At 43.7% G+C, this 14,447-nt stretch carries 9 protein-coding genes, 2 pseudogenes and 1 other annotated feature; of the genes and pseudogenes, 6 read left to right on the forward strand and 5 right to left on the reverse strand.

What is annotated here, in order from left to right:
• Nucleotides 1-357: 357 nt before the first annotated feature.
• Nucleotides 358-576, forward strand: a pseudogene (locus JMX92_RS10085) (transposase); the annotation flags it as partial.
• A 162-nt stretch (nucleotides 577-738) separates the two neighbouring features.
• Here the strand turns inward: JMX92_RS10085 and JMX92_RS10090 are convergent.
• Together JMX92_RS10090 and JMX92_RS10095 are read right to left on the reverse strand one after the other, a co-directional pair.
• Nucleotides 739-4,641 (reverse strand): VCBS domain-containing protein, encoded by a 3,903-nt coding sequence (locus JMX92_RS10090; RefSeq protein WP_201545463.1) that lies wholly within the window; start codon nucleotides 4,639-4,641, stop codon nucleotides 739-741.
• Nucleotides 4,607-5,826, reverse strand: a pseudogene (locus JMX92_RS10095) (IS3 family transposase). Before JMX92_RS10095 ends, JMX92_RS10090 begins: the two are co-directional and overlap by 35 nt.
• Nucleotides 5,435-5,551: a sequence feature (AL1L pseudoknot), on the reverse strand. (Overlaps the previous pseudogene by 117 nt.)
• Before the next feature lie 348 nt (nucleotides 5,827-6,174).
• On the opposite strand from JMX92_RS10095, the gene JMX92_RS10100 reads away from it, so the two are divergent.
• The 5 genes from JMX92_RS10100 (at nucleotide 6,175) to JMX92_RS10120 (ending at nucleotide 11,603) form a co-directional block, all read left to right on the forward strand.
• Nucleotides 6,175-7,890, forward strand: coding sequence for a phosphoethanolamine transferase (locus JMX92_RS10100; RefSeq protein ID WP_227675343.1), 1,716 nt, complete (start codon nucleotides 6,175-6,177; stop codon nucleotides 7,888-7,890).
• A gap of 98 nt (nucleotides 7,891-7,988) precedes the next feature.
• Nucleotides 7,989-8,684 carry a response regulator transcription factor gene (locus JMX92_RS10105; protein WP_201545483.1) on the forward strand — a complete coding sequence of 232 codons (696 nt, stop codon included), beginning with the start codon at nucleotides 7,989-7,991 and terminating at the stop codon, nucleotides 8,682-8,684.
• 45 nt (nucleotides 8,685-8,729) lie between these two features.
• The gene (locus tag JMX92_RS10110) at nucleotides 8,730-10,064 is read left to right on the forward strand and encodes a sensor histidine kinase (protein WP_201545467.1); all 1,335 of its coding nucleotides are present in this window, start codon (nucleotides 8,730-8,732) and stop codon (nucleotides 10,062-10,064) included.
• 215 nt (nucleotides 10,065-10,279) lie between these two features.
• A complete protein-coding gene (locus JMX92_RS10115) occupies nucleotides 10,280-10,738 on the forward strand; it encodes a diacylglycerol kinase (protein WP_227675344.1) in 459 nt (152 codons plus the stop codon).
• Nucleotides 10,739-10,766: 28 nt separating this feature from the next.
• Nucleotides 10,767-11,603: a PAP2 family lipid A phosphatase gene (locus JMX92_RS10120; RefSeq protein WP_201545469.1), complete on the forward strand. Its 837-nt coding sequence runs from the start codon at nucleotides 10,767-10,769 to the stop codon at nucleotides 11,601-11,603.
• A gap of 107 nt (nucleotides 11,604-11,710) precedes the next feature.
• On the opposite strand, the gene nhaC is transcribed toward JMX92_RS10120, so the two are convergent.
• The 3 genes from nhaC to phhA all read right to left on the reverse strand — a co-directional run bounded on the left by nhaC (nucleotide 11,711) and on the right by phhA (nucleotide 14,402).
• On the reverse strand, nucleotides 11,711-13,123 hold the full coding sequence (gene nhaC / locus JMX92_RS10125) for a Na+/H+ antiporter NhaC (protein WP_011960309.1): 1,413 nt from the start codon (nucleotides 13,121-13,123) through the stop codon (nucleotides 11,711-11,713).
• 77 nt (nucleotides 13,124-13,200) lie between these two features.
• Nucleotides 13,201-13,542 (reverse strand): 4a-hydroxytetrahydrobiopterin dehydratase, encoded by a 342-nt coding sequence (locus JMX92_RS10130; protein WP_201545471.1) that lies wholly within the window; start codon nucleotides 13,540-13,542, stop codon nucleotides 13,201-13,203.
• Nucleotides 13,543-13,604: 62 nt separating this feature from the next.
• The gene (phhA, locus tag JMX92_RS10135) at nucleotides 13,605-14,402 is read right to left on the reverse strand and encodes a phenylalanine 4-monooxygenase (RefSeq protein WP_110816489.1); all 798 of its coding nucleotides are present in this window, start codon (nucleotides 14,400-14,402) and stop codon (nucleotides 13,605-13,607) included.
• Between the last annotated feature and the right edge of the window lie 45 nt (nucleotides 14,403-14,447).

A 14,447-nucleotide genomic window follows, 5' to 3' on the forward strand; every position in this document is an offset into this window, starting at 1 on the left:
CAGTTATGAGGCTATTGTCGATGCCACTTGCTTGGCTTGGAATAATTTGCTTAAACAGCCACAAAGAATTCGGTCGTTAACTGCTCGTGCTTGGGCGCAACTTTAATTGTTGGGTTTGGTATAATATTATAACAACAACTAAAACTATAAAACTCTTTCCTTCGCCCAGTCGCTGCTCTCCAGACAGTGCTACTGGGCTTTTTTTGGTCAAAATTTCGGTGTATTTACCCCACACTATTCCCCTATGTCACGATAGTTTTAACCCCTAAAACAATGTAAAGGGAGCGACAAGGAATGGAGATGTCAAGATACAGTTAAGAGAGAAAACAAACCATATTAAGCAAACTATCGCCACCGATGAACAAGAGCGTAGCAGAAGTCGCAAGAAGTGAAGGCATAGGATTACAGACCCTATATAATTGGCGTAATAAAGCCCGCGAACAAGGACAGCCCATGCCTGGAAATAAGAACACCCCTGATAACTGGTCAAGCGAAGCCAAGCTTGCCACCATCATAGAGACCAGCAGACTATCAGAGACTGAGCTTAGCGCATACTGCCGTAGCAAAGGGCTATACGTTGCAGAAATGTAAGCATCCAACAACCCCATCTTTTTCTCCGTTAAAAAATGCGAGATAGTGTCTACGATAAAATTAATCCGACCCTCAAAAGCTATATCCAACTTTTGGGGGTCAGTTCACCTTAGTTTCTGGTTTTTACTAACTTAATAAACAGGATAGTTAGATAATATAATTATTAATTAAGTCATCTACAGTACCCGTGAAACCATTTAACTGAATATTAAGATCTGTTTGAGCAGCGGTATATGTACCACCTGTATATCCTCCATTTGAGCTAACATGAAGAACATTGCCCTCCAAGTTAACATATTTTGCCATGCTCACTACATCATCAAGGGTTTCACCTTGTAATAAATCACTCAGTTGAATCTTATCACCAGGAGAAAGATCAGTAATGATATCTAAATCAGGTGTGCCTAAGCCACCTTTATCTGCAGCTAACCAAACAAAGGTATCATTACCATCACCGCCAGTTAAAATATCATTGCCAGATTTACCTCGAATAATATCATCACCAGCACCACCGTTAAGAACATCGGGAGCAGCTGCACGACCTATTAAAATATCGGAATCGGCAGTTCCTGTTAAGTTGACACCATCTCCTTTTGGATATATATCTAAAATTTGATTCGACGATACATAATCACCATCATTATCTTTAACTGTAAACTCTATTGACTCTTGATAAAATTTTGATGCAGCTGCTTGGTAAGTATACTCTCCGCTTAACACATCTAGAACCAAAACCCCACCTTCAGCTGTTTTGATAGTGAGGTCAAATGTAGCTGGGTTATAAACATTATATGCAACAGCGACATTATCTACAAACACCTTATTACTAGCCTCATTATATCGATAAGTTTTATTATCTATAGTAATCTCATAGATAATGCCACCGTCAGCACCATAACCTGCATGTACTGGGCTTAAGTCACCTCTTATCAAGTTTTTAGATACTGAGGCCGGAAGCGTGCCAAGTAAAATATCATCAAGTTGGTTTAAGTTAGTAATTGCCTTTGCAAGCTCTGCATCATTAGTATTACCACCCCCATCTGGAGTACCATCATAGGCTATAGGTTTCAGATTAGTAGTATCACTCACGCCCGTTCCCATTGAAAACGCATAAGACTTAATATCCTTACTCTCTAGGAATGCGATCCAAGCTGCCTCCTCACCTGTTCCAATACCCGCATCATTAAAATTACTTGAGTTTCCTGGGCCGGTAAGTTGGGTGCCTCCTAAGGTAGTATCGTTATTAATAGCATCATACCATGGGTTACTACGCGTACCCTTATTATCTGTCAAATTACCAAGACTGGTTAATCCATAGGTAGGATTGCCATCAGTCAAAAAGTAAGAATAATTCGTTGCATTTTCAAGCTTGCCTGTCTCTCCAAAAGCTTGAGTGGCAGAATCTAATGCAGCATCATAGTTGGTACCTCCGCTCGCAACAAGACCGCTGACAATAGTTTTAGCTTCAGACACTGTCATCCATCTATTCGCAATATTACCAGGATTGCCGTTAGCGTATGTGCTAAATGTCACTAACTGTACTCTGACATCACCCAACTCGTCATAACCCTCAAGCAGTTTATTAATTGCTTGTTTAGCAACCTCAAGACGAGTATATTCTCCACCACCTGGTTTTGATACACCTGATGAATAATTCATACTTCCTGAGATATCTAAAGTGATCATCACGTTAGAATTCACTGGCTCAACTGGTATGCTGATAGAACCTAGTCCCAGTGTTGGTGAATCATCTTCAACGATTACTGATAGTACAGCCGACTGAGAGTCGTCACTACCATCATTAACAACAACTCCAAAATCAATAGCCAATTCATCTTCGATACTAGTCACTGGAGCATTTGAATCATTTGGTGCATGATCTATAGCATGTAACAAAGTCGTCTTATAGTCGGCACTAAAGCCTGTACCAGTAGATTTAATTGAGCCAACTTCAATAGTCATCACCTTGACCGAAGAACCGTCTAAAGTAACTGTACCCGTTAATGTATTAGTACCAGCATTCCATGTCCAAATAACTTCGTTACCTTGAACTTTAATGCCAGCTGGACCATTTAATGTAACACTAAAGTTTCCTAGATTAGTGTTATCTACATCACTAAATGAGATGGTTCCACTAGCTGTTACCGCATTAGTAGTATCACTAGTACCAATATTGTCTTTAATTCCACCAACAAGCCCTTCTTCTGAGACTCGAACCGGGACTATAGTATTAATGACAGGAATATCATTGGTACCCGTCACTGTCATGGTCACCGTAGTGGCTGAAGTATCGCCATCACTGTCTTTAATTACATAGCTAAAGACATCGGTCACACTATCACCCTCATTCAACGCTTGGGCTGCCGCGTTGGTGGTATATGTGTAGTTACCATTAGAATCAATGGTCAAGTCACCATAAACACCGCTGATTACTGTCGCCACACCAGTCGTTAAGCTCTCATCAATTGTGGCACCAGCAGCAACGGCAACTACATTGACAGGTCTATCCACGTTTATCGTGTCGTTACCCATCACATTACCTGTGATATTGGTGTCATCTTCTGTCACCGTACGAGTATCAGCAACAGCAACCGGCGCACTGTCAGTAATGGCAATATCTAAACTACCACGGCCTTCGTTGCTATTACTGTCAGTGACGATGATTGCAATTTCATCTAAGACAGGGGCATCTGTCTCATGATTCTGTACTTCAGGATCATAAGTGTATTCAACCTTACCTGTTTCTGGGTTGTAGGACTTAATAACCAAAGCACCCTTACCAGTATCTATAGTTGTCTCAACAATGTTGCCATCTGAATCAACTGCAATGTCTGTACCGCCAACATTGATGTTAGTAATCTTAGTATTGGGGTCAATTGTATCTACTGTTACTGTAAATTCACCAGGCACAGGACCATCACCCTCATAAACAGTCTTGTGACCTAAACCCTCTGGGTTACCTTCATTCAATGGACTATTCGGATCAGTTGGATCCACTGGACTTGGATCTTTTGGACCTTCATCCGGTACATTCACTCCTGGATTACCCTCAGTACGACCATTAATGGTAATGGTTAAGGTTGCTGTTGTCGTGTCGCCATCACCATCGGTAATGGTGTATTCAACCGTATCCGTTAGCGTCTCACCATCATTAAGCGCATTCACCTCGCTATTGTCATTATCTAGCGTGTAGGTGTATGTGCCATCAGCATTTAATACGATACTACCGTATGTGGTATCTGCTGTGATTGGTGTCACCGCAGGAGTGCCCTCACCATCAAGACCAAAGTTGTCATTGTCAGTCACATTGCCGCTCACGGTATTGTCAGCAGCATCTTCTGTCACGCTATTCGCGTCATCTGTCGCTTGTGGCAAGCTGTCGGTAATAGCGATATCTAAGCTGTCCGTTGATTGAACGCCGTTTTTATCAGTAACCACAACCTCATAGCTATCCACATTCGGCGCAGAGCCTGTGTGGTCTTGTACGTTTGGATCATAGGTGTAGCTCACATCACCTGTTGTCGCATCATAGCCTGTGATAACTAGCGTACCTTCAGGACGAGTGATGGTCACAGGGTTAGCGTCTGTGGCGTCTTGAATCTCTTGACCGCCCACAGTAATGGTGTCAACACCCGCTTCGGCTGTTACTGTGAATGAACCAGGGGTGGCATCATCACCTTCATAAACAATCTTATCACCAGCACCTTCAGGCGCACCTTCGTTCTCAGGTGTCTCTGGCACTTCAGGATCAACAGGGATCTCAATCACAGGTGCACCATCAGTGTGACCATTAATCGTAATCTCAAGTGTCGCGGTCGTCGTGTCGCCATCACCATCGGTAATGGTGTATTCAACCGTATCCGTTAGCGTCTCACCATCATTAAGCGCATTTACCTCGCTATTGTCATTATCTAGCGTGTAGGTGTATGTGCCATCAGCATTTAATACGATACTACCGTATGTGGTATCTGCTGTGTGAACCGCCCCGACTATATCGGAGAGTGAATTACTTGAGTCAAGCAGCTTGGTCTGACTCATTAAGGCTATCATAGTATGGTCTTTCAAACTCAAAAGGCGACACATAACCAATCGTACTATGAATGCGAGTTTTGTTAAACCAATCAACCCATTCAAGGGTTGCTAATTCAACATCATTCACGCCTTGCCACTGCTGTTTTAAATATTCAATCACCTCCGTTTTATAAAGCCCGTTAACCGTTTCAGCCAACGCATTATCATATGAATCACCTGTCGTACCAACAGATGCAATGACACCAGAATCAGCCATCTTATCAGTATAGCGAATAGATAAGTACTGAACACCTCTATCACTATGGTGGATCACATCTTTTGGGTTGTTCCTGTCTGCAATTGCTTGATTTAACGCTGCCATCACCATGTCAGTGTTCATACGATCTGATACTTTCCAACCAACGATAGCGCGAGCAAATACATCAATGATAAAGGCGGTATATACCCAGCCACTCAGTGTCTTTATATAGGTAAAATCAGCTACCCATAGCTGGTTAGGGCGATAGGCATTAAAGTTACGATTAACCAAATCATCAGCACGCTTTTGATCGTCATGAGACTTAGTCGTTATCTTACCTTTACCTCGCCAAACACCCTGCATGCCATGCTGCCGCATTAACCGCTCTACAGTGCAACGTGCAGGATGTATACCTTCGGACTTCAGCTGTTTCCAGACTTTACGAGCGCCGTATCGGCATTTGCTGTCCTTCCAGATACGTTTAATCTCACCTAGATAGAACTCATCATGCTGACTACGCTGTGAACGTTTTTCAGGACTTTCTTCTAGCTCTTTAACACGCTAGTATGTGGATGGAGCAATCGGTAATACTCTACAGATTGGCTCGACTCCATATTGTTGTTTGTGGTCATCTATAAAATCAACCATTACTTGGGTTTGCGGTCGAGCTCCGCCTGGGCGAAAAAAGCAGCTGCTTTTTTTATAATCTCATTGGCTTGCTTTAATTCTCTGTTCTCACGTTCAAGCTCTTTGATACGCTTGGCTTGGCTTTGAGCTTGAATATTTGCAGGAATGGTTTTATCTATGTGCTTTTTATGCCATGATCGTAGGGTCTCAGGCGTGCAACCTATCTTTGGTGCTATAGCTTTGATGGCTGACCAGGTGGATGGGTAGTCGTCTTTAGCTTCAATTAGCATACGGACGGCTCGCTCTTTCATTTCAGGGGTATAGTTTCGTGTTTTCATTGTCGTATTCTCTCAGAAAGTTGAGTCTCCGACAATCCCGGGGCGGTTCAGTTTTATTCTACTGCTTCTTCAGCATACCTCACAAACAAAGATGCATACTTTAAACTTTACTTAAACATCAATAGTGACAACCCCTAAGACTCTTACTACCAAATACAGGTCAGTTAACCTTAGTGACAATAAAAAAACTTTTTAGTAATCATTGCCCATACTCTCATCGTTAATTCTTATGGCTTAACTCTTATACGCTTACTCTTTGACACACTCTTTGTATCGAGGGTCTTAACGCTATCTTAACGACCCGATCATTACCATACAGGCATGTTTTTTCCTACAAGAAGCCTGCATATGGTGAATCAAACCTCTTCCTCAGTCGATACTGCTCCCTTATCACAGCCCACGAACTTTGCCTCAAGCCAGCAAGGCAGTGTAGACAAGCGCTCGTATTTGAAGTTGTTTTCTCAAAGGCCTATGAATGCCAATATATTGGTATTCATAGTGGCACTTTATTTGACACTGACGGCCAACTTTAGTTTCTTTAATCAGCTTACCGCTATTTATCCGGTGGCTCATAGCTGGGCCTTTGTAATGTCAGTGGGTGGGTTACTGTTTTGTGTAATTTGGTTGGTACTGCAATTAGTAAGTCACAAATACCTGCACAAACCTATGCTGATATTGGCGTTAATGATTGGTGCAATTTGTGCGTATTTCACTGACAGTTACGGGACTATCTTTGATATTCACATGCTTATAAATGGGCTTGAGACCGATCAAGCAGAAGCTATGGATTTATTCGCGCCAGCATTCTTAATGCGGGTAGTAGTACTTGGTGTTATCCCCGCCTTACTTGTCTCACAGCTGCGCATTAAAACGGTGCCGTTAAAGTTTGCAGCCTTACAAAAAATAGGGGCGATTATCGCCACTTTAGCTTTGATGGCCGCTTGTCTATTGCCCTTTGGTGACCAGTACGCCAGCTTTTTTCGTCAGCATAAACAGGTGCGTTTTTATGCCAACCCCGTGATGCCTATTTATTCTTCTATTAAACTGGGCACAGATAAATTTGATGAAATGCGTCGTCCAAAGACCCTTACTGCCCACGCGACTGATGCCAAGCACATTGCCCCAGCCTCTACCAAGCCTAAGCTTATGGTACTGGTGGTGGGAGAAACCGTGCGTGCCGATCATATTGGTCTAAATGGATATGCACGTAATACTATGCCGCTGCTGTCAAACACCAAAGACATCTATAGCTTTACAGACGTCAGCTCTTGTGGCACCTCTACTGCTTATTCTGTGCCTTGTATGTTCAGCTATCTGGGTCGAGATAAGTTCGATGTGGATATGGCAAGCTATAATGAAAATGTGCTTGACACCTTGCATAAACAAGGGGTAAATGTGATATGGCGTGACAATAATTCAAGCTCTAAAGGGGTGGCCGATCGCGTCACTTTTGAGGATTACAAAACTCAGGCAACCAATCTAGAGTGTGATGTTGAATGCCGAGACATTGGCATGTTAAAAGATTTTGATAAATTGGTAATGGGCTCAAAAAACAGCCCACCAAAAGACACCTTAGTGGTACTGCATCAAATGGGCAACCACGGTCCGGCTTATTACAAACGCTATCCTAAAGCGTTTGAGGTATTTAAACCGACCTGTTTAAGCAATGAGCTCTCAAAATGTGACACTCAGTCGGTGATTAATGCCTATGACAATGCCATTGTGTATACTGATTATTTTTTGCACAATATTATTGACACCTTAAAGCCTTATGAACAAGCGTATGATGTGGTTATGGTGTATCTTAGCGATCATGGCGAAAGCTTAGGCGAGAACAATATATACTTACATGGCCTGCCTTATAAAATAGCGCCAAAAGCACAAAAGCAAGTACCCGTTATTGTGTGGTCACCGGCCTCAAACCATATGGATAGTCAAGCCATTGCTTCGCAGCTAACTGCTCCGGCCTCACAAGATTATTTAGCACCTAGCTTATTGCAGTACTTTAATATCAGCACCCAAGAGGCAGACCATAAACCTACTTTTTTTCAGGCTCAGCGCTAAACACTTAGCTTCCTTTAGCTTCTTATTGTTAGCTTTATAAGCTGAAACTTAGTGCCATGCGCTGGCCTGCCAGCATTGATACAAGTGAATTAAAACACATGCACAAAATACTCATCATCGAAGATAATCCAGATATTGTAGCCAACGTCTATGCCTTTTTTGAACCCAAAGGTTATCAGCTCGATAACGCTCATAATGGTCCAAGCGGCTTAACGCTGGCCGCTGAAAACACTTATGATGTTATCTTGCTCGATGTGATGCTGCCAGGCATGGATGGCACACAGCTGTGTAAAGCACTAAGAGAAAAACTGCACAATAAAACCCCCGTGTTAATGCTCACAGCGCGCGATACCTTATCAGATAAAGTGGCCGGATTTGACAGTGGTGCCGATGATTATCTGGTCAAGCCCTTCTCTTTGGTAGAGCTTGAGGTCAGAGTCAGAGCGCTTATCCGCCGTCATCAAGATGAGTTTTTTGAGCAAGATATTAAACTGGGTCCTTTGACTCTAAATATTGAAAAGCACACCGCTTATCGAGACGATATCCCACTTAAACTGACCCCAACTGGCTTTAAAATTCTACAAACCTTAATGCAGTCTTATCCCAATATAGTGAGTAAGTCGGAGCTTGAAGAAAAGGTCTGGGGTGAAGATCTGCCCAATAGTGATGCGTTACGTACCCATTTGCATAGCGTGCGTACTCAAGTCGACAAACCCTTTGATCACGCCATGCTGATCACCGTGCCTGGTGTGGGTTATCAAATAATTAGCCCTGAAGATAAGCGCGCCTTATAAGCGTCCTGTAACACTATACTTTATGTTTTTACTGGCAGATGCTTTATGTTTAATACCGATACAATCGCCAATAAGTTTCGCTTATCCTACCTACTCTTCACCATCTTGCTGTGTGCCACTTTTATTGCCATATTTGAGGTTGCAGAAGATAAGATTGAAGCGCTGTTGGTACAAAGCTATCTGTTACAGCAGCTACAATTGACCACCGAGGTGGCTGAAGCCAGCTTACAATCTACCCCAGTCACTCCAGGTCTTGGGGTAAGTATCTATCCGTTAAGCTCAGCACCACAAGCCCTTAAAGCTCAAGCTACTTCCGACATACAACAAAAAAGTGTGGTCACGAAAAAGGGGCAAGAAGCAGATTTGTATTTTTTTAACTATCATTATGAGGGACATGATTATCTTTTAAGCTACCTAGATACAGGGGCTACGCCTCAGCAGTTACCTGCCCGCTACGGTGATAGTGATCAATATCCAGTGCTGGCACTTTTTGAAGAGCTAGAAGCCATATTTTTGCGAGCCTTGGTTGGGGTGATTTTACTGAGTATTCTGATGGCTTTTATCTTCTCTTATCTGTCATCTAAAGCCATTATCAAACCACTTCTTGACCTAAAAGATGCGGTAGAAGCCGATCAGCATAACTTTGATGAGCTCACTGACCTGCCTTCAGAGGTTGGGGTATTGGCACGTGCCATTGATGACAAAAATAACAAACTTGAGCAGTATCTCAAGCGTGAGCAGCTATTTACCGGCGACGTCAGTCACGAATTAAGAACCCCCTTAACCATTATTATGGGGGCATCAGAGGTATTACAGGCGCAGTTATCAGATCACCCTAAAGCCTTAGAATTCACTCAGCGTATTAACACTACGGCCAAAGAGACGTCAGAGATAATCAGCGCTTTATTGCTTTTGTCACGTGCCCCTGAGAAGCTTGACGCACCTAAGATCTGCATCAATCACATTGCCCAAAGTGAGGTGACACGCTTAAGTTATCTACTTCAATACAAGCGCGTGACTTGCCGTATAGAAGCGGCTGAAGATTACCACACCTTTGTGCGGCCAGAGCTGCTTAAAATGGCTTTGGGTAACTTAATCAAAAATGCGTTTCAATACACAGACTCAGGCGAGGTGGTTATTGTCATTGATGAGCAGAGCATCTCAGTGTCAGATACCGGACTGGGCATTCCGGATCATATGATGCCGCTGTTATATAAGCGCTTCGAGCGAATTGAGCCCAAAGAACTTAAAGTTGAAGGTTCAGGTCTTGGACTTAGTATTGTACAGCGTATCATGAGTCACCTAGGTTGGCGCTTAACACATAGTAGCAATAAGGCAGGCGGTAGTACTTTTACCATACATTATAGCCAAGCACGCTAAGCCTTTGATTTTTAATATAAATAAGGATGTAATTTTAAAACCGCTTACGCTCGAGGTTATCTTAACGCTTTCTTAACCCTCTCCTACTTATAATGTAGTCATGATAAAAGATGGCCGCTTTGGTTATTTTTTGCCAGGTTTAGCCGATTTTTTTAATTTATCACTAAGATTTTATTATGACCGATTACCCACATCCTGCTAAGTCTGTATATCCCATGGCCAAGCCAAAGGGGGCAGACATAAAGCCAAACTTAGACAATGATGCTCAGGCGCCTCTATTAACAACACCAAGTTTTGCATATCAATTAAAGGGTAAAAAAGGATGGTCCCGAGTGCTGAAAGCCGGCGGTTATTCTTTAGACGGATTTAGGGCGGCCTATCGTACTGAGGCGGCATTTCGTCAGCTGTTTTGGTTGAATCTGATATTGGTTGTGGCAGTGATTGCCCTACCCTTTGCGTTGACCATCAAGATGATTTTGGTGTTTGCCTCATTTGTGTCACTTATCGTTGAGCTGATTAATACCGGTCTTGAAGCCAGTGTTGACCACACCTCTACGGCTCAGCACCCGCTGGCTAAGATTGCCAAGGATGTGGGGTCAGCGGCGCAATTTTTGGTGCTGCTATTGCTTTTTTGCTTATGGATGATGGCACTGTCTAGCCTATCGCTGCTTTAACGATCTTCTATCTTAAAGGAGGTGGCAAGTGCACCCTCATAGTCATATTAACTCAAGCTTTATTACTCATCCCCCTCAGCGCCAAAGCCTATCTCGTTGGCTGCTATTAATGGGGTCGGCCATCGCCTCTGCTTTAATCTTTGAACACAGCTGGCTTGATGTCACTATCAGCAAGCTTTTCTATGGCCACAACCAGTGGCTTATTGCCAAAGATGCCCAGCCCTTTAGATTTATTTTTTATGACGCTCCAAAGACAGTGCTTATCTTAATGGCTGTGTACCTAGTGCTCAATTTACTGGTAATCTCTGTCACAAAACCGTCTTTAGGCATTGGTCAATCTGCTATAGCCGCACCAAGTCGTTATGGCCGCTGGGTGCTGCCCTTGAGTAAACATGAGCTTGGGTACCTAATAATAGCGGTATTGATGGTACCGGCCACTATCGGCAGCCTAAAAGCGCTCACCCATGTCAGCTGCCCAAGCCACTTACTGCTCTTTGATGGCGACTTGCCTTATTTAACCATTTGGCAGGACATGCTGGCCAAAACCCCAGCCAAATGCTTCCCTGCAGCTCATGCCAGCGCCGGATTTGCCCTGTATGCTTTTGCTTATTTGCCAAGATATTATCGCTTAAAAATGAGGATGTTAATCATGGTGACTTTGCTGGGCTGGATTATGGGGCTATATAAAATGATGATCGGCGATCACTTCTTTAGCCACACTCTGGTGTCCATGTGGCTATCTTGGGGGATTTGTTATGGCATCGCCATGCTGTTTTTTCATACACAGCGCCGTCAGTTTCAATTCAAGACGCCTGCGGCTACCCATAACTCTGCTCATTTAGGTAACTGTCATATAGAGCCTTAACATCCAAAGCTTGCATTTAGACACAGCACATTATAAGCACAGCAAAAAGGGCTTAGCACTTAAATAACTTAAGCGCTAAGCCCTTTTTTAGGCCGCCTTGCTAAGCTTTAGCTTGGGGTTACCACCGGCTGAGCAGTTGTATTGGTTTTGGTGATGGTAATGCCGCTAAAGCCAAAGATGATGGTCAAGAAAAAAGACAAATAACAGAAGAAGGCATAGGGCAAATACTCAATGACAGAGACGCCTAATGCTTGGCTAATAAACACCCCGCACACACTCCAAGGCACCAAAGGATTAATCACTGTACCGGCATCTTCAATGGTACGTGATAGGTTTTTTGGGTGTAAATTTAATCTTTCAAACACAGGTCGAAACGCTGTGCCTGACAACAGTAAGCTTAAATACTGCTCACCGATAAGTACGTTGATACTCAAGGCAGACATCGCTGCTGCTGCAATGGCTCGGCCTGAGGTGGTCAAGCTGTCTTTAATGCCCGTTAATAAGGCAGGCAAGATACCCAGTGCAGTTAATAAACCCCCTAAGCTTAATGCTAAAATCACAATAGTCTGAGTAAAGAACATGCTGTTTACCCCGCCACGCGATAACATGCCGCCCACTTCACCAAGATCTAAAGATTCTGCTGGATGATAGCCACTAAAGAAATACCCTCCCAAATCTGCCAAGCTCGGTGAGCTGTGCACATAGGTTATGATTAGTGCGACAACGATGGTGCAGATAATGGTATAAATGGCATTGATACGGCACAACGCCATCACCACCAGTACCACAAAGGGCAATACCGAATAGCCATGGACCAAGCCGCTGTCTACCAACTGTGTTTGAAGCGCTCGTACCTGACTTAAGTCTGATGTGGTGGTGTCTCCTGATAACAGCCAAAATAGTCCAAAGGTGAGTATCCAAGCTGGCACTGTGGTGTACGTCATATTGCGAATATGTTCAAACAAATCTATGCCCACAATGGATGAGGCAATAGTACAGGTATCGGATAAGGGCGACATTTTATCGCCAAAAAACGCGCCTGATACCACAGCACCAGCGGCGATTGCCACGTTCGCATCAAAGGCATGACTCATACCAATAAACGCTACCCCCAGCGTGGCTACTGTGGTTAAGCTACTGCCCAAGGCCACGCCAATAATGGAGGTCAGCACAAAGGCTGAAATATAATAAAACTGCGGAGAAATCAGCTCAAAACCAAAGTACATTAAGGTAGGTATCGCCCCTGACATCATTAAAGCCGATACCATCAGACCAATAAAGAAAAACAAATAAATAGCGCCAATACCGCGCAGCACGCCTACCGCCATTTGTGACTGCATCTCATCAAAACTCAGCCCTTTAATCAGGCCTATTGCCAACAACACACAGATGGCAAGTATCAAAGATAAATGTGGCACCCAGCCAAAGCCAATCATGGTCACGCCCATGATGGCAATGATGATGGTTGAGAGCACGAAGGCAAGTTTGGGGGAGATTTGAGTAAGTATTTGTGGAGGCATTAACATATCCTTATGTTGCCATGAAGGTGATAAATTTCATTGTTGATTTTAAATTGACTCAGTAAAAGACGACCAAGTTAAGGCTGATACAGCACATCGGTTTTGGCAGCCATCACAAAATCATTATGATGCAGACCTTTGATACTATGTGACCACCAGCTCACAGTGACCTTGCCCCACTCGACAAATAACCCTGGGTGATGACCTTCTGCCTCACTGATGTCCGCCACTTGATTGGCAAACGCCATGGCTTTGACAAAGTTTTTAAATTTGTACACTCGGTGTAGCTGTTTGATGCCCTCAATTTCGACTATTGACCACTCAGGGACTTGAGTTAACAGCTCTTTGGCCTCGAGGTCGGTTACTGTGGGCGCGCCGATACGGCAAACTTCACAGCTGGCTTGAGATAATTGGATCATGGTTACATCCTTGTTTTATTCAGATTCATATACACATGTTAAGTAAAAATAGGTCGGCGACGTTAAAGCGCATAGCAAGGCTCAAACAAACCCAACTGCTGCGCCTGATGCACCGCCCCCATCACATCACTATCCGCGATTTCAAATAAAGTTTCTAAATCATCAAGCACATAATAAATGGGCTGGATATGATCAATTCTATAGGGAGTGCGCAGCACATCAATGAGATTAAATTCACGGTAATCGGGCTCGCCGCTTAGCGCATATAGCGTCTCAGAAGGTGAGCTTAAGATCCCGCCGCCATAAATACGTCGATCTACTGGGTTATGTCCCACCAAGCCAAACTCAATGGTAAACCAGTACATACGTGCCAAAAACACCCGCTCTTGAGCAGTGGCTTCAAGGCCTAATTTGCCATAGGTTTCATTAAAAGCGGCAAAGGCTGGGTGAGTTAACAAAGGACAATGGCCGACAATTTCATGAAAAATATCCGGCTCTTGGATGTAATCCATGTCCTGTTTACGGCGAATAAAAGTCGCTACCGGAAACTGCTTATTGGCAAGCAGTTTAAAAAACTTACCAAAGCTTATTAGCGCTGGTACCATAGCGGTGCGCCACCCTGTGGCCTCTAGCAGTACCGCATCAATATCCGGCAGCTGCGGAATGTGAGTGTGCGGCAAGGCCAATTTATCCAGACCTTGTAAATACTCAGGGCAAGCCCGCCCTGGTAGCTGAGTTAACTGACGCTCAAGCAGCGCCTGCCACATTTGATTTTCACAGTCGCTATAAATAATGTGGCCCTGTTCATCTGGCGTGTGCGAGACGTAGGGCTGTTTTGTCGATAACGCAGTGCGTTCCATGCCAGTTATCCTTAATCAAAGGGCGGCTAAAATCACTCTTAACCG

Source organism: Psychrobacter sp. H7-1, from assembly GCF_904846585.1.
Lineage (GTDB): Bacteria > Pseudomonadota > Gammaproteobacteria > Pseudomonadales > Moraxellaceae > Psychrobacter > Psychrobacter raelei.